The sequence below is a fragment of the Flagellimonas sp. genome (genome assembly GCF_965233845.1).
In the GTDB taxonomy this organism is placed as follows: Bacteria; Bacteroidota; Bacteroidia; order Flavobacteriales; family Flavobacteriaceae; genus Flagellimonas.
The window spans coordinates 1,053,915-1,070,379 of the sequence record NZ_OZ247584.1 but is presented as its reverse complement, the minus strand read 5'-3'; the positions used below and the strand labels follow the sequence as shown (position 1 = coordinate 1,070,379).

Sequence of the window (16,465 nt, the reverse complement as noted above, 5' to 3'; positions counted from 1 at the left end):
CTTTTTGCGCCGAGGGCCCAAAAAGCATCGCACAACATGGTTTAATCCCGATAATTATCGGGACCAGTTGCATTTTTTCAAAAGTCAAATCAAATGGTACGGGCTTATGGAAAGTCAAATTAAAAAGGGTTGCCGTACGGTGCGTATCATGATGCACTACATTAATGTAGCGACTATCATGCGAACATAAAAACACACATTGCCCACAATTGGAAGGGTTTTGTATCAAAAAAAAGAGAAGTCCCGTTTTGGGAAATACAAAACGTCAACCTTGGGGTTATTGAGCATAAAAAAGACCCTAGTACAAGGGCCTTCCAGATCTAAATTTTCCCTGAAAACGATTCAGGATTTGCTTTGTTCCTTGGAGTATTCAAACCGAAAAATCCATAGGTTGATGATCAACAGAAAAGTTTTCTCTGCATTGGTTTCCTTTTCAATTTGGTGCCTTTGGTGTTTTCTGGCCGGAATCTCCAGTGATTTTCTTATACGTGTTTCCATAGATTTTGATTTTCAAGATTTCAATTTGCTTAAGTCATTCCACATCGGATAGGCTCATAAAATCCCGTTATCGGCAAAGCTGTAATAACGGCCATCGGGTGCAAGAATAATATGGTCCAATACCTTGACATCAAAAAGCTGCGCAGCCTGTTTGATCTTTTGGGTCAATTGTTTATCCTGCTGACTGGCCTTCAACTGTCCAGAGGGATGGTTATGGGCGAGGATAATTCCCACGGAAAGGGTCTTTAGGGTAATGGCAAAAAGAATGCGCATATCCACCAAGGTTCCCGTGATTCCCCCATGGGATAAAGGATAGATGCCCTTTACTTTGTTGGACTGGTTCAGCAACAAGATTTTGAAGGTTTCATGTAGTCCAATGGTCTTGTTGTCCCAATTTTGGAACAATAGATCCGCCACCTCGTTGGAATTGGTCACGGAAAGGGATTTCAGGGTACTTAGTTTTTCCCTATAACTGATCTGTATTTCATTGACACGGTGTTCCATTTCATATGTTTAAAGGATGAAAAAAGAAAGGGATGCCCAAATGTTGGACACCCCTATCCCATCAATCGTTGTTACCTCCCAACAACAGAATTTCACTGGCCACTACTTCGGTCACATACTTTTTATTGCCCTCTTTGTCCTCATAGGAGCGGGAGGTCAATTTCCCTTCAATGGCAACTTCTTTACCCTTGGTCACAAATCCCTCGATGATGTCGGCCAGTTTCCCCCAACCGATCACGGTGTGCCATTCGGTATTGGTCACCCGTTCCCCTTCGGAATTCTTGTAGTGTTCATTGGTGGCCATGGTGAACCGTGCCACTCGTTTCCCTTTGTCAAGGTCTGTGATGGTGGGGTCTTGCCCCACGTTTCCAATCAACTGCACTTTGTTTCTCAATGTACTCATGATAAAAAGTTTTAAAGGCCTGCCGTCTTCCAGTATGGATAAATCAGCAAACAGGGTTAAAAATTTCCCCTCTTTTTTTTGGTCATTGTTTACCAAATTTTAAGGGGCGTTTGTTTGCTTCTTACGTGCGTAGCACAATAAAAGAAGGGGGTTCTGTCAAGGCTTTTGGGCGGAAATCGGGAGGCTCCGCGACGTAGTAAAACCTTTAGGTTTTCAAGGAAGTGGAAACCCTATTTATGGACAAAACCTGTCTTGGCCTTGACAGGTTCAATGGGGGCCTTAGGTATTCCATCCGACCCATTGGCAAGGGAGCGTACGGGAAGTTAAGCAACTGCAGGCGATGGTGTCCTGATAGGAAATCCTTGGGCCCTGCCCTGTTTTTCGATGTCCCGAAAAACAACAAGGGCTTCTTTTATTATGGACCCCTTAAAATTTGATGGGCGGGCGGACGGATTTGCGGCCTTTCCCGGCAAAGCCCCAAGAAGGGTTTGCAAAGGAAGGACGCACCAAAAATCCGTTTGGACGACTTCCATATTTGCCAAATGACAATACATCAACTATTGCGATAGTAATGGGTCAGTAATCCTAGAACTCGGTTTCTTTTTAGTATTTCTGGAACAGCTCTCGCTGATCGTTAGGGGACGGTTCGCTCAACTTGGGCATTGAAGTTTTCATGCTATCCTTTAAGGCTTGTCTTCGTTTCTCATAGATCCAGACCCTTAACCTTTTCAAAAGACCCATCTCATATTCGGACAGTTGTTTGGGAGCCACTTCCTCCATGGCCTCCGTCTGCCCTGTTTTTTTGAAGGTCTTGGCATACTGTAGCCCGCACCATGTGTAGATGTTCACCCATTCACTGGGCATGGGAGATTCGAAAGTCCTGGGCATCATATAGGCCACAACCTCGGTCAAGGAGGCCATGTGTTCCCCACGCATCTGGGTCAACATCCGGGCCATGGTAATATTGTTTAAAAGGTCTTTGGGAACGGCATCCTGCCATTGTGATGGGTAGACAATGATGGGACTTTGCAATAGGTCCATAAAGTCAAGGACAAAATCGGATTTGGCCTTTTTGAGGGACTTGGGACTTAGGTTTGGATTCGGTGTTTTCGTTGGCTCCATTTCAAAGCCAAAATCTAGTTGCACTACGTTTTGTTTTTCCATGATCTGCGTTTTAAATTGAACAATAGTGGCAGGCCAGCAAACGCAAGGGAAAATTTTGGAGTGGGAAGGAAACGGAATAAAAAGGGAGTGGACGAGCGGCTTTATGCCGTCCCTTGTCCGAAAAATATTTTCCGGGTTTATCTTTGGGCAGTATTGATCGGAATAGGTTCTACACCCTATTATTTGGCCATCAGTGCCCCCGTTCCCACTTGTCTGGGGTCGGATTTCAAGGGCTGTTTGAGGGTCGAGATCACCTCCAGACTGTAGTGCCCGAACTCTTCGGTCACAGTTCCATGGCATAGATAGATACCCTTTCCATGAATGGGCGCGGATGCCATTGTTTGGGGAAAGTGGACACAGTCAAAAAAGTGACCTTCCAGATCGAGCATGGTGGTAAAGCGCATGGTATCCCCTTTGGATGTGGTATTCAAACGGGTATGCACCAGGGAACCATAGATCCATATCTTCTGGTTGACATAGGCCTCAAAATCACTGGCAGTCAACCTACTCTTCACCTTGCTGTCCATGAGTTCATAATACCCGCATAGTGGAAAACCCAGAAGTTCCATTTGGTCGTAGGCATCCTCAATGGGATGGGAAGGCAATTGCGGCAATGTAAAATGCCTGTGGTTGGGTTTAAACAGCAGTTTCTGGGTAGTTTCTTTTCGATGGGCCTTGGTCTTGAATACGGCCTGCCAAAGCACTTGCTTCTTGGGCACCCCAAAGACACGAAAGGCATCGATACGCACCAAGATGGTCAACTGTTCAATGGCAATGGGGACACGATCAATAAAATCATCAAAATCCCTGAATTTGCCATGGAGTTGCCTCTCATTGAGAATGCGTTGGATGACCAAGCGTTCTAGACTCCGAAGCTGACCCAGTCCCAAATAGATGTGCTTCCCATAAATAACATTGACATGGTCACTGCGGTTGATACAGGGCGGATGGATGACCCCACCCCACATCTTGGTCTCGTGCACATAGAGTTCCGTATCGTAAAACCCTCCCCCATTGTTGAGCACGGCTACCATGAATTCCAAGGGGAAGTAGCATTTTAGATAAAGACTTTGGTAACTTTCCACCGCATAGGAAGCGGAATGCCCCTTGGCAAAGGCATAGCCTGCAAAGCTCTCGATCTGTTCCCAGACCATTTGGGTCAGGGCGGCATCATGCCCCCTTTGCTTGCAATTGCCAAAAAACTTCAATTTGACCGCCTGGAATTCCTCCCGGGAACGGAACTTTCCGCTCATCCCCCTTCTCAGGACATCGGCCTCCCCAAGATCCAATCCTGCGAACAGGTGGGCCACCTTGAGCACATCCTCTTGGTAGACCATGATCCCATGGGTATCCGGCATGATTTCCAACAGAATGGGATTGGCCTCTTTTCTTCGTTCCGGCTCCCGTTCCCTTCGGATATATTCATCCTTCATCCCTGAGGAGGAAACCCCTGGTCGGATTACGGAACTCGCAGCCACCAGCCCCAGATAATCATGGGTCCGCAGTTTTTTCATCAAGCCCCGCATGGCCGGTGATTCCACATAATAAGCCCCTATTGCCCTCCCTTGGCTCAACAGACGGTTGATATTGGAATCCTTCTTCATCGCCTCCACGCTCTTGATGTTCCATAGGACGGCATCCGGTTGGTTACCCTTGATGACTTCCACCGCTTCCTTGATTTTCGCCAATCCCCGTTGTCCAAGGATATCGAACTTGAACAGGCCCACATCCTCGGCAATGATCATGTCGAACTGTACCGTGGGAAACCCTTTTGGCGGCAGGGTCGTAGCCGAATAATAGTGTTCAGAACGGTCCATGATCAGTATCCCTGAGGAATGCACACTGATGTAATTGGGCATCCCATGGATATAAGTGGCATATTTCAATACCAATCGGGCCAACTCATCCAAGGCCCCTTGCTCATACCGTCCTGCACTGAGCTTATCGATTTCCTCCGTGGGTAGTCCGAATACCTTTCCCAACTCCCTTACAGCTGCCCGATACTTAAAGGTGTTATAGGTACCCAACAGGGCCACATGTTTAAATCGCTTAAAAATATATTCGGTCACATCATCCCGGTCCCAAGTGGAGAAGTCAATATCAAAATCGGGAGGAGAAGCCCGAAAGGGATTGATGAACCGTTCAAAGTATAAGTCCAGTTCAATGGGATCCACATCGGTAATTCCGATTAAATAGGCCACCAGACTGTTCGCCCCGCTCCCCCTACCCACATAGGGGTAGCCTTGGGATTTTGCATAGGAAACAATATCATGGTTGATCAAAAAGTAGGACACAAAATCCAGTTCTTGGATGGTCCGTAGTTCCCGGAACATCCGTTCCTTGACCTTTTCGGTAGGATGGGCATAACGTCGGGGCAGTCCGTCCAGAGCCAGTTCCCGTAACCGCTCCACATCCAATGCTTTGGACTCCAAAAAACAGGATTGGTTCTGGGAAGCCCGCTCACCTCCAAACCCAAAGGCAATGGAACAGGAGTCCATCAACCGATTCGTGTTATCCCAGATATGGGGAACATCGGCCAAGGCTTTTTTCAGTTCCGCCATTGGCCGAAGGGTATCGGTGGGTTTGGCCTCCTCGGACTGGGGGAGTTTGCTCAACAGTGTGTTCAAGCCTATGGCCCGAAGCAACCGATGCGTATTGAAATCCTTTTTGTTGCGAAAGCTCACAGGCTGTAGCAATACCAATCTACCCTTGTATTCCCGGTACCGGGAGAACCGTAATTTCCGAAGCTCTTCCATGGATACCCCTATGTATTCATAGGCCTGGAAGTCCGTCCGTTCCTCTTCCTGGATTTTCTCGAAAGGATAGATGACATGGACATGTTCAAAGGCAGGGGCCGCGGAGGGAATGGGTGTTCCTTTGTGCAGGTGTTCGGATAGAAAGGCATTGATTTCCCGAAACCCTTCATTATTTTGGGCCAATCCCACAAACTCCTGTACGTTCCCGTTCCGAAAATCAATCCCCAGAATGGGACGTATCCCCTGTTCGTTGGCCAGACGTACAAAGTTCATCCCCGCCGAACTGTTGTTGATGTCCGTCAGGGCAAGTACGGATACCCCATGGGAACGGGCCAGGTCCAAGAGCTCCGTTTCGGAAAGCACCCCGTAGTTCAATGAGTAATATGTATGGCAGTTCAGGTACATCAGTGCTGTCTATGGGCCAATAAGATGGGGGGTTGTCCGTCAAAGGGGTTCCCGCCCCTTCCTATGCTATGGGCACCCATGGCAGAGGCCCGCATCAGACTGGACTCCCCAAAACGGTTCCGCACCCGGTCCATGGCCTGATAGAGGTTGAGCAGTTTTTCATCATCGGCGAAGAGGTCGATTTGATAGTGTCCGCCGACGATATGGCTGTAGTTGACCCCAACGAGTCGGATGAGCATTCTTCGGTCATAGAGAGTGGTAAACAGTTCCTTCACCAAAGGCACCAATACATGGTCCGCAGAGGTATAAGGAATCCGTTTCTGCTTCGTATAGGTCTTAAAATCACTGTACCGGATCTTCACACTCACACAGCCTGTCATCTTGTTGGCCCTTCGGAGTTGGTAGGCCAGGTTCTCCGCCATGGCGAACAAAGTGGTCTCCAGTTTGACCATATCGGTGGTATCCTTTCCATAGGTGCGTTCCGTGGAAATGGACTTCCGTTCATGAAAAGGGACCAATGGCGAATTGTCCAGCCCCTGGGCCCGCATCCAGATGGTCCGTCCATGTAGGCCAAAGGCACTTTCCAGCATTTCCAATGGCAGCTCCTGTACGGTCTGTATGGTGGTCACCCCCATATTGGAGAGAAGTCCATAGGTCTTCTCCCCCACCGAGGGCAGTTTACGGATGTGCAAAGGGGCCAAAAACTCTTTCTCCAGTCCAAGGTCAATCTTCATCTGGTTGTTGGGCTTGGCCTCCCCAGTGGCGACTTTGGAGACCACCTTGTTCTGGGAAAGCCCGAAGGAAATCGGCAATCCTGTTTCTTTTAGGATCCTTTGCCGAATTTCCGAGGCGTATTTGTAGCAACCAAAGAAGCGGTCCATTCCTGAGAGGTCCGCATAGAACTCATCCACACTGGCCTTTTCAAAGACCGGGACACTCTCCCTGATTATTTCGGTCACATTGTCCGAGAACTTCATATAGGTCCCTGCATTGCCCTTGATGACCGTGGCCTCCGGACACAATCTACGCGCCATTTTCATTGACATCCCGGAGTGTACCCCAAAGCGTCGGGTCTCATAGCTACAGGCCGCGACCACCCCTCTGTCCCCCAACCCACCGACCAAGAGGGGCCGCTTCATCAGACGACTGTCTAGCAGCCGCTCACAGGAGACGAAGAAGGTATCCAGATCAAGATGGAGAATGGTGGGTTTCATAAAGTTATTGGAATTATTCCTATAAATTGGAAAATATCCAAATGTACGGAAAGGGACGAGCCATTTCAAAACTTTAACAATTTTGCTTAACTTATTGCTGCAAATATCAACCTCAAGATGTGCTACTCGACCAGACAGACCCGGGAACGGAAGGAACTGGAGAAATTGCTCTCCGTCAAGGCCATGTACGGTGATATCGACACCGACCTGGAACTCATTTATTTCCATGCCAACGGCTGGAGCCATCCCGTGATGTGGTCCTTGGGCCAGGAAGAGCCCAATAACCTCCTCCCGGCGATGTGGGGCATCATGCCCCCAAAGGAAAAACAGGAGGATTATAAGGAGTATTTCAAAAACCCCAAGACCTTTGGGGGACTCAATGCTAAATCCGAAAAGCTCTTTGACCATTTTGTATACCGGTACTGTTGGGAAAACCAGCGGTGCATCATTCCTGTGGACGGTTTCTTTGAACCCCATAACACCAAAGTGAAGGTCAAGGGCAAGGACTTTAAGGTGCCTTTCTATTTCAGAAGAAAGAATGGGGACCCCATATATTTAGCCGGCATCTATACCAATACTGCCGACGGTCGCAGGACCTTTGCCGTGTTGACCAAGGACGCCACCCCCATGTTTGCCGAGATCCACAATGAAAAGAAAAGGCGTCCGGTGATCATGGATGATGAGAACCTGGAATCTTGGTTGCACCATGGGAATACCGCCTCCGATGTACAGGACCTGATCGATGATGATCTTTGGGAAGGGGATTTGGAAGCCTATCCCATCACCAAGGATTTATATAGTAGAAGTGTGGATTCCAATTATTCGGGCATCATTGATAAAGTGGACTACGAAGAGGTGTCCATTTCCTATGGATGACTTAAAAAAAGGGGCATTTATATGCTCCTTACGTACGCAACACAATAAAAAAAAGGACTTCTTATATTTAGGTCCCCTTTAAATTTGTTTGGCGGACGAACGGATTTACATCCTGCCACAGCAAAGCTCCAAGAAGGATTTGCAAAGGGTGGATGTATAAAAAATACGTTTGACCGACTTCCTTATCTGTAATCCCAACCTTGGAATAATCTCGATGACGCTTTAAATGATACGTGGGAGACGGTATCCCAAGCACAATCAAATCCTTGGAACAAGGTTACAACAAATCATAAAATCTTTATAATGTTAAATATAATTTACAAAAAATACTATATTTGTAAACTATAATTTACGTTATGCCAAAAAAGAAAATAATAATATTGCCTAAGACAAGAAAGATCCTTGAGGAAATGGGGGAGAATTTTCGGTTGGCCAGACTTAGGCGAAAGCTAAGTTTGGAACAAGTTGCGGAAAGGGCGAATATCAGTAGGCCCACCTTGACAAAGATTGAAAAAGGTGCCCCCACTGTGAACATGGGCTCCTATTTATTGGTTCTCCAAGTTCTTGGCCTTGAAAAGGATTTTCTGCTCCTTGCAAAAGATGATGAATTGGGAAGGAAACTGCAGGATGCCCGAATTAGCACCTCAGAAAGGGCTCCTAAACGAAATAGAAAATAATGGCAGAGTCAAAAACAAAGAGATCCATACTTGTATATGCCCACTGGAGAGGAATAGCGGAACCCCTTTTAATGGGGACACTTATCTCCGATAGGCTCAAGGGAAAGGAGATTTTCTCCTTCGAATATAATGAGGATTGGTTGAAAAAAGGACCATCCCATTTATTGGATCCCGGGCTTCAGTTGTTTTCCGGTCCGCATTATGTTTCCCAAGAACAAGAAAATTTCGGAATATTCCTGGATTCGTCACCAGATCGTTGGGGACGGATTTTGATGCGCCGTAGGGAAGCAGCACTGGCACGTGTCGAAAAAAGGGAAGAGACAAAACTCTTCGAGACAGATTATCTGCTCGGCGTCTTTGACGGTCATCGAATGGGGGCACTTCAGTTCAAACTTGAGGAAGATGGTCCTTTTCTCAACGATAACAAACAAATGGCCACCCCACCCTGGACCTCCATCAGGGAACTTGAGCAAATCAGTTTAAAACTGGAAGAGGGGGATATCATGGATGACCCCAAATACCTGAAATGGCTGGCCATGCTCGTGGCACCGGGATCATCATTGGGAGGTGCCAGGCCCAAAGCAAGCATCACCGATGCCAAAGGAGATTTGTGGATTGCGAAATTTCCGAGTCAAAACGATTCGGGGGATGTTGGGGCCTGGGAGATGGTAACCTATGAGTTGGCCCTTGAAGCAAGGGTACAAATGGCTGAATCCATGGCTCAAAAATTTTCATCCCATCACCATACTTTCCTGACAAAACGGTTTGATCGCACAGCAAATGGGGAACGGATTCATTTTGCCTCTGCCATGACCATGCTCGGCTACAGTGATGGACAGGATCACAAAGACGGCATCAGCTATCTGGAAATTGCCGAATTCATCCAAAATCATGGGGCCAATGTCAGCGGTGACCTCGAAGAGCTCTGGAGGAGAATTGTTTTCAGCATCTGTGTATCCAACACCGATGACCATCTAAGAAACCATGGTTTTTTATTGACCGACCAAGGATGGTTGTTATCTCCTGCTTATGATATCAACCCAGTGGAAACGGGCACGGGCCTTAAACTGAACATTTCCGATACCGATAATGCATTGGACTTGGACTTGGCCCTTGAGGTGTCCGAATTCTTCCGTTTAAATCTGTCTAGGGCCAAGGAGATTATTGACGAAGTGAAGAATGCCGTGGCGAAATGGCCGAGCATTGCAACAAAATACGGCATTTCAAGAACGGAACAGGAATTGAAATCCAATGCATTCCGGTTTTGATTGAAAGAGAGTGGTGATTTCACAAACTCACACTTCAAATTCGACCAATTTCGAATTATAAATATATCGTTCCATGGGAATCAACATCTATAGTTGAAGACTAACCCTTGGCAAAACTTACCAAGGGATCGATATTTCCGTTGTTCGAACTCATCCAATTCCCACTGTGTCGTTATTGACTTTATCCTTAGACCTTCTTTTTCTTCTTCATCCAATGGGGTTTGCCCATGTACATACTCAAAGTCTAATCCCATAGTGATTTTCTCATTTCCCTTTTGATCTCAAAGGCCAAGTCCTTTATGGATTCCTTTATTTTATCATCTGAAATCCCTTGGTCTTCCAACCGCATGCTTTGATTTGTCCTCAAAACGATGCTCTTGGCCAATTCTTCCGCCTTCCTATCGATCATTTTTTCAATACTGCCATCAATGGGCACAAAGCCATAAACGAATTGCATATCCAATGCCAGACCAACCTCTCGTAACCTATTTATCGTTATCTGTCCACCTGCCTCATTGATCTCTAGCTGTCTGACTCCTTGCCTTGTTATATCAAGTCTACTTCCAAGTTGGGCCATGGTCATGTTCAGGGCTGTTCGGATTGAATTGATCCAACCTGTGCTCGGAACCCGAACGGTTGCCGCTTCCTGAAAAAGTTTCAATTTACGGTCCAACTGTTGTATCAATAATCCTCTTTTATTTCTCATTTATGTAACTGTTCCAGTTTACACAATAATAATAATGTAAACCTGTTCATTTACAAATATGGTAATTTGTAAATATATTTATTTACTTTATAGATGTTTTTGTAAATACATTAATTTACAAAATTGAATGAATTGTTTTCCGAAATAATTGTCATCCCTTTGAACCGACAATTCTTATTACAGTTCCTATCAGAGCGCCATGATGAAATTAAATCCCAAACAAGTCTATTTGACTATTCGTAAATGTGACACTCTTTTCACTTTTTCCGGTTCGTTTTCGACGGTATTGGAACCGGATAACAGTTCATCCTTTTGATGTTTCCCGGTTCCCTCACCCAACACCATTTTAAGCGCATCCATATCACGGCTTATTTTCTGTTCGATTACCCTGGAATATCTCTTGGTGGTGGACAATTTGGTATGGCCCAAAAGTTTTGAGACCGTTTCCATAGGGACTCCGTTCAAAAGTGTTACGGTGGTCGCGAACGTATGTCGGGCCACATGAAAGGTCAAGTGCTTTTTGATACCTGCCATGGCGGCTAAATCCTTGACGTCCTTGTTAAGGGTCACATTGGCCGGGGTCGGGAACAACAATCCAGTACTCTCTGTAACAGGGTGCTCGACATACTTTGAATAGATCTCCTTGGCCTTTTTAAGCAATGGGACCTTGACCGAAGTCTTGGTCTTTTGCCGGATCACATCGATCCACTCATCACCATCGATGCCAATGACAATGTTCTTTGGCAGTAACTGCTTAACTTCTACATAACTCAGGCCAGTATAACAGGAGAATATAAAAAGATCTTTACTGACCTTCAATCTTGGGTCACTGGGCATAAGGTTCTCAAAGACCTTCAATTCATCAAGGTCCAAAAAATCGGAATCATATTCCTCAAATTTCAACTGGTACCGTTTGAAGGGGTTCTTTTCCACCCAATCGAACTTAACGGCCAATCCATAGATTTTTTGGAACCGCTCCATATGTTTCATGATCCCGTTATTGCTCAAGGGCTGCCAAGAGCGGAGAGGTTTACAGGTTCTTAGGTAATTCTCAAATTGCACTATAAGGGCATAATTGATCTGAGCAAGGTGAATATCATCCGTCTTGAGCTTTTCCCGGAGAAAATTGTCCAAATAAACTTCTGTCGCGTTATAGTTCTTTGCGGTCCCTGAAGAAAGTTTGGAGAGTTCCTCCTCCCTATGGTACTTGATGACCCCCTTTAAGGTACTGACATCTTCTTCAAGGCCCAGATACCGTTTCTTGACCAATTGGGGACTGACATACTCCTTTTTGCGCTCAAAGCCATCAAAGGTCTCCCTTACCTCTGTGGCCACTTTGTCCAATAAGGGGTTCAATGTTTTTGCAACAGGATACTGTCGGATGATGCGCCTTGATCGGCTGCACCATTCTTCCTCTGAAATGAACTGGTTGAGACTGAATTCGCTGCGACGGCCGTCGACGGAGATACGGCCATAGATGGGAACTTTTCCGTCACTCCTCCTTTTGGAGGGCTTGATCATGAAATGGATTCCGAAGGATTTTTTGTTTTTCATGTCTTTCGTTTAAGGTTAACAAATCAGTTAAAACGAAAGCCAAATGCTGAAAAAAGTGAAGAAATCGGCGTTTTCTGCTAAAAAGGTCCCTTTTTTTTGGGTTTGACCTCTGACAGACCTTGATTTTACTCAATTATTGGTCGCCTTATAGGTCTCCTTTTTTTTCGATTTTAACAGTTTTAAATGAAATCAAGGAAAATGTAAGTCCTTGATTCCATTTAACTTACTGTTTTTTAGGGCCTTTTGATGACCCTTCTGTCGGGGTGGCAGAGCCTGAACCCATGACCTTAACCCCATATAAACCAGATGTTTATGTCTTGTTTTCCAAAATAGGACATCCTATAGGACATCTTCGTGTGGAACTTGATACTTTCTAGCATCAAATTTAATAGATTCAATTTAAACTAAACCAAGTTCGTATAAATAAAATCAAAACTTACTTTCTAGTCCCAACAGGTCAAATTTTAAGTATGATATTAACCGGAATGTTCAAGAAAGGTAACTATAATGGTCATGTATAAATAAAACTTTGGATAGAATACTAAAACCCTGAAGGTTTTGTCTGTACTGGAAAGGACGGATTATGAGAACCACTAAAAATGAGGTGCCAGAACCATTTTAAATATGACATTAAAATACTTTGTCCCAATGAATCACCAATAATTTGACCATGCTCACTTTTTCCCGCCTCAGATGGTAGCGTTTTGCCGTTTTTTGTAACCAATTGTATAAGCATAAAATAAGGTCGTTCCTATATCCCTATTTACGAACTCTAGTTAAAAAACATTTATTTGTATTAAATCTAAATAAGGTTTGCGGTCACAATATTATGATATATTTTTGCGCCTTATTTTAAATAAATCCAAATTAATGAAACTATTATCACTGGCCACCGCCTTACTACTATCGTTCTGTGCATTTTCCCAATCCAATCTGAAAGGAAAGGTAACCGATGAACAAAATCAGCCCCTATCGGGTGCCACAGTTTATATTCCGGCATTGCAATTGGGGACCACGACAGACTACAATGGCAACTTTGAACTCACTTCCATCAAGGAAGGCACCTGGGAGGTCACCTTTAGGATGTTGGGCTACCGGACCCATGTGGAGAAAATAACATTTTCACAAAATGGGACCGTCCCGTTCACGGCAGTAATGACAGAAGACCTGAACAGTCTGGACGAGGTCGTGATATCGGCCAGCAGGAACTCGGAATACCTTTCCGAGATACCGGCTTCCGTGACCGTGGTGGGAGAGGTCAAACTACAGGAATTCTCCAACGCCACCTCGAACATCAGTGAAATATTGGAGTTTACGGTACCCGGCCTGGCGGTGTCCACCGGAACCTTTTCCAATTGGGGGCAGACCTTGCGGGGACGTTCGCTCTTGGTAATGGTCGATGGAATCCCACAATCCACTCCACTACGAAATGGGCAGTTGGGCATAAAATCAATAAGCCCCAATGATATCAGCCGGGTAGAGGTCATCAAAGGGGCCACATCCATATTTGGCAATGGGGGCAATGGGGGATTCATCAACTATATCACCAAAAAGCCGAACGCTGCCGAAAAAATCGAGGGTACCACGAATGTTTGGGGCACCTCCAACTTGGCGGCCACCGATGACGCCCTTGGTTTTGGGGTGTACCAATCCCTTAAAGGCAATCTGGACAGGTTCAATTACTATATCAACGGTAGCTATGAAAAGACCGGCACTAAATATGATGCGGACGGGACGGCGATCTTGCCCACCTATGGTCTGGACAATACAAAGATCTACAGTGCCCTGGCCAAGTTGGAATACCGGATTTCCGATAACCAAAACATCACTTTGGGCGGTAACCTCTACAAAAGTGTCCAGGATACCCCTTTCATTCCGGTTCCGGCCGAGTTTGAGGTCTTTAATGAAGAAGGGGATTATTCCCTTACAGCTGGATATGGGATCGAGGGTTCTGTAGAGGGCCAGGAAGCCACGGGATCCACCTTGGTGAACGGGCAGCTGAAATATAACTTGACCAACATTTTTTCTGGAACCACTGATTTTACGACGGATCTGTATTACCAGAACACGGAAAACATCTTCTTTTACTCCGACAAATTTGAAAACGGTGGCCAATCGGTCATCAATGCCGAGAAATATGGGCTGAGACCCAATTTCAATACAAGCCTCCCGATCAACCCTACAACGGAAATAACCTTGACCTATGGTTTGGACCTGCTCCGTGACAAGACCAATCAAGGCCTTTTGGACGGCAGGTTATGGGTGCCGAACATTAAAATGTTCAGTTGGGCACCATACCTTCAGTCCACTGCAAAGTTCAATGGGATATGGGTGGTGAAGGCCGGTCTTCGCTTCGATGACATGAACTTGGACATCGAGGACTATAATACGCTCCCCTATTCTCCCTTGGGGGATGGCAACTTCAATCCATCAGTGGCCGTGGAAGGTGGTAAGATAGGTTTTGACAACTTGGCCTTCAACGTCGGTCTCCGTTATATCAAACATCAAGAGTTCATTCCTTTTGTAAGCTATTCACAAGGATTCTCCATTGCCGATCTTGGTTCGGTGTTACGGTCCGCAACTGCTGACAACATCAACGAAATCCAATTGGAACCAGCAGTGACCAAAAATTATGAGTTCGGGTTCCTGTCCAAATTTCAGAACATCAAATTTGAAGCCGTTGGGTATTACAGCACCTCCAATTTGGGCACGGGCGTTGTATTCGATGAGAACATCAATTCCTTTGTCCCTTCAAAACAGCCCCAGGACATCTATGGCGGGGAAGTTGCCGTAGATTATTTCTCCCCTAACAGCAGATGGCAACTGGGTACCTCCTATTCGTATGTGGAAGGGGTGACCAATAATGCGGGCAATGAGAACAATTTGGTCTATTTGGGAGGTGATGTCATTGCAGCCCCGAAATGGACGGCCTATGTAAACTGGGCGCCTTTGGACAAAGTAAGCACATCGCTTCGGATGACCCACTTGGGGGATAGGGACAGATTTGACCCCTATCTGGATGCCAATGACAACTATACCTATAGGCATACACAGTTTCCCGTGGAAGGCTATACGCTGCTCAATTGGTCGGCGACCTATCGATTACAGTCCAATATATCCATATCGTTGGCCATCAACAACCTGCTGAACGAATATTACCTGCCAGCAAGATCGCAATGGGCCGCTCCCTTGCGGACCTTTACGGGAGCCGGGGAAGGCATCAATACGAAATTGAGCCTATTATACAGTTTCTAAAATATAGTGAACGGTGCCGATGATTTCATGGGCACCGTTTTTTAAATACTCCCAGGCATCCTTTTGACCACTATGAACAAAACGATACGGAAAATACACCTTTGGTTGGGTCTTACCTGTGGGCTTATCGCCTCATTTTCCGGTCTCACGGGCTCCCTCTATGTCTGGCAACCCGAAATATCGTCATTTCTCAATCCCGACCTGCTCCAAGTGGAGGACTTTGGGGACCTGGACGAAGGGACTATCATGGAAACCACAGCAAGTTTGTTGGCCATCCATGGTGACAGTATCAACAGTATCTTCCTCCCCTATCGTGAGCAGCAGACGATCTCCATTAAATTCGATAATGGCGAAACCAGCTACCACCACCCGGTGACCCGTGCCTTTCTGGGCGGGAAATCAGCTTCCATCCTCTTTTTTGAAAATCTGTTGGTCCTTCACAGGACCTTGGGCATTCCAACGTATGGTAAATACATCGTGGGGACCAGTGCCATCCTGTTCTTCCTGTTCCTGTTGACCTCGGGCATCTATATTTGGACAACATCCTATCGAAACAACTTGAAGGAGGGTTTTACCATTAAATTGAATGGAAAAAAAAAGAAAATCAATTTCGACCTGCACAAGGCCTTTGGGGCCTATTTTATGGTACCCTTGCTCATCATGGCTTTCAGTGGATCTTACTTTACCTATAACTCCTACTACAAATCGGGACTTAGCCTATTTGATAGCAAACGTGACAGCACGGGGATGGACATCCAACGCCCATTTATGCCCGGAAATTCTTTGCGGTTGGAAGACCATCTGTTAAGCGGAAATGAGGCCTACGCCCTTCGGGCCATCCACTTTCCCAAAAACACAGTGGCCCCATATAGGTTTCGGTATATCAAGGAACGGTTCATAACATCAGGGCTTCGAAGGACCAAGGAAGTGGAACTCGATGCCAAGGGCCACGTTACGGTGGTGAGTGATTATAGGACAGATCCCAACAGCAACCGAATGGCAACTCAGTTCTACCCCATCCATATCGGGGAAATGGCCGGTACGATCGGCAGGATCTTGGTCTTTGTCTCCGGCCTGGTCCCATTACTGATGTTCTTGACGGGACTCAACATATATCGGAACAAAAAAAGAAGGAAGACCAAAAAAGGGAAATAACGGGCCAGTAGTCTATCATGACCCAATTTC

At 46.0% G+C, this 16,465-nt stretch carries 13 protein-coding genes; 5 read left to right on the top strand and 8 right to left on the bottom strand.

Features of this window, described 5'->3' with window-relative positions; translation table 11 throughout:
• Positions 1-342 precede the first annotated feature (342 nt).
• The 6 genes from ACO6S0_RS04910 to dinB form a co-directional block, all read right to left on the bottom strand.
• Entirely contained in the window at positions 343-498 is a 156-nt protein-coding gene (locus tag ACO6S0_RS04910) for a hypothetical protein (RefSeq protein ID WP_422350883.1), read from the bottom strand.
• Positions 499-552: 54 nt separating this feature from the next.
• Entirely contained in the window at positions 553-1,002 is a 450-nt protein-coding gene (locus tag ACO6S0_RS04905; protein WP_422350882.1) for a JAB domain-containing protein, read from the bottom strand.
• Between the two features lie 61 nt (positions 1,003-1,063).
• Complete coding sequence (locus ACO6S0_RS04900) at positions 1,064-1,405, bottom strand: single-stranded DNA-binding protein (protein ID WP_422350881.1); 342 nt, start codon at positions 1,403-1,405, stop codon at positions 1,064-1,066.
• Positions 1,406-2,008: 603 nt separating this feature from the next.
• Entirely contained in the window at positions 2,009-2,569 is a 561-nt protein-coding gene (locus ACO6S0_RS04895; RefSeq protein WP_422350880.1) for a hypothetical protein, read from the bottom strand.
• Between the two features lie 179 nt (positions 2,570-2,748).
• Entirely contained in the window at positions 2,749-5,730 is a 2,982-nt protein-coding gene (locus tag ACO6S0_RS04890) for a DNA polymerase III subunit alpha (RefSeq protein WP_422350879.1), read from the bottom strand.
• Positions 5,730-6,944 (bottom strand): DNA polymerase IV, encoded by a 1,215-nt coding sequence (gene dinB / locus ACO6S0_RS04885; RefSeq protein WP_422350878.1) that lies wholly within the window; start codon positions 6,942-6,944, stop codon positions 5,730-5,732. The genes ACO6S0_RS04890 and dinB overlap by 1 nt, the downstream gene beginning before the upstream one ends.
• 117 nt (positions 6,945-7,061) lie before the next feature.
• Between dinB and ACO6S0_RS04880 the strand changes: the two genes are divergently transcribed.
• The 3 genes from ACO6S0_RS04880 (at position 7,062) to ACO6S0_RS04870 (ending at position 9,765) form a co-directional block, all read left to right on the top strand.
• Positions 7,062-7,820: an SOS response-associated peptidase gene (locus ACO6S0_RS04880; RefSeq protein WP_422350877.1), complete on the top strand. Its 759-nt coding sequence runs from the start codon at positions 7,062-7,064 to the stop codon at positions 7,818-7,820.
• Positions 7,821-8,200: 380 nt separating this feature from the next.
• Entirely contained in the window at positions 8,201-8,497 is a 297-nt protein-coding gene (locus ACO6S0_RS04875) for a helix-turn-helix domain-containing protein (protein WP_422350876.1), read from the top strand.
• A complete protein-coding gene (locus ACO6S0_RS04870) occupies positions 8,497-9,765 on the top strand; it encodes a type II toxin-antitoxin system HipA family toxin (RefSeq protein WP_422350875.1) in 1,269 nt (422 codons plus the stop codon). Before ACO6S0_RS04875 ends, ACO6S0_RS04870 begins: the two co-directional genes overlap by 1 nt.
• A 244-nt stretch (positions 9,766-10,009) precedes the next feature.
• On the opposite strand, the gene ACO6S0_RS04865 is transcribed toward ACO6S0_RS04870, so the two are convergent.
• Both ACO6S0_RS04865 and ACO6S0_RS04860 read right to left on the bottom strand, forming a co-directional pair.
• Positions 10,010-10,471 carry a mobile mystery protein A gene (locus ACO6S0_RS04865; RefSeq protein ID WP_422350874.1) on the bottom strand — a complete coding sequence of 154 codons (462 nt, stop codon included), beginning with the start codon at positions 10,469-10,471 and terminating at the stop codon, positions 10,010-10,012.
• A gap of 225 nt (positions 10,472-10,696) precedes the next feature.
• Complete coding sequence (locus ACO6S0_RS04860; protein ID WP_422350873.1) at positions 10,697-12,025, bottom strand: site-specific integrase; 1,329 nt, start codon at positions 12,023-12,025, stop codon at positions 10,697-10,699.
• Positions 12,026-12,895: 870 nt separating this feature from the next.
• Between ACO6S0_RS04860 and ACO6S0_RS04855 the strand changes: the two genes are divergently transcribed.
• Positions 12,896-15,280, top strand: coding sequence for a TonB-dependent receptor (locus ACO6S0_RS04855; protein ID WP_422350872.1), 2,385 nt, complete (start codon positions 12,896-12,898; stop codon positions 15,278-15,280).
• A gap of 72 nt (positions 15,281-15,352) precedes the next feature.
• The gene (locus tag ACO6S0_RS04850; protein ID WP_422350871.1) at positions 15,353-16,435 is read left to right on the top strand and encodes a PepSY-associated TM helix domain-containing protein; all 1,083 of its coding nucleotides are present in this window, start codon (positions 15,353-15,355) and stop codon (positions 16,433-16,435) included.
• Positions 16,436-16,465 lie beyond the last annotated feature (30 nt).

Coding starts and splice junctions, on each gene's coding strand:
- ACO6S0_RS04910 (WP_422350883.1), bottom strand. CDS start 498: ATGGAAACACGTATAAGAAAATCACTGGAGATTCCGGCCAGAAAACAC.
- ACO6S0_RS04905 (WP_422350882.1), bottom strand. CDS start 1,002: ATGGAACACCGTGTCAATGAAATACAGATCAGTTATAGGGAAAAACTA.
- ACO6S0_RS04900 (WP_422350881.1), bottom strand. CDS start 1,405: ATGAGTACATTGAGAAACAAAGTGCAGTTGATTGGAAACGTGGGGCAA.
- ACO6S0_RS04895 (WP_422350880.1), bottom strand. CDS start 2,569: ATGGAAAAACAAAACGTAGTGCAACTAGATTTTGGCTTTGAAATGGAG.
- ACO6S0_RS04890 (WP_422350879.1), bottom strand. CDS start 5,730: ATGTACCTGAACTGCCATACATATTACTCATTGAACTACGGGGTGCTT.
- dinB (WP_422350878.1), bottom strand. CDS start 6,944: ATGAAACCCACCATTCTCCATCTTGATCTGGATACCTTCTTCGTCTCC.
- ACO6S0_RS04880 (WP_422350877.1), top strand. CDS start 7,062: ATGTGCTACTCGACCAGACAGACCCGGGAACGGAAGGAACTGGAGAAA.
- ACO6S0_RS04870 (WP_422350875.1), top strand. CDS start 8,497: ATGGCAGAGTCAAAAACAAAGAGATCCATACTTGTATATGCCCACTGG.
- ACO6S0_RS04865 (WP_422350874.1), bottom strand. CDS start 10,471: ATGAGAAATAAAAGAGGATTATTGATACAACAGTTGGACCGTAAATTG.
- ACO6S0_RS04860 (WP_422350873.1), bottom strand. CDS start 12,025: ATGAAAAACAAAAAATCCTTCGGAATCCATTTCATGATCAAGCCCTCC.
- ACO6S0_RS04855 (WP_422350872.1), top strand. CDS start 12,896: ATGAAACTATTATCACTGGCCACCGCCTTACTACTATCGTTCTGTGCA.
- ACO6S0_RS04850 (WP_422350871.1), top strand. CDS start 15,353: ATGAACAAAACGATACGGAAAATACACCTTTGGTTGGGTCTTACCTGT.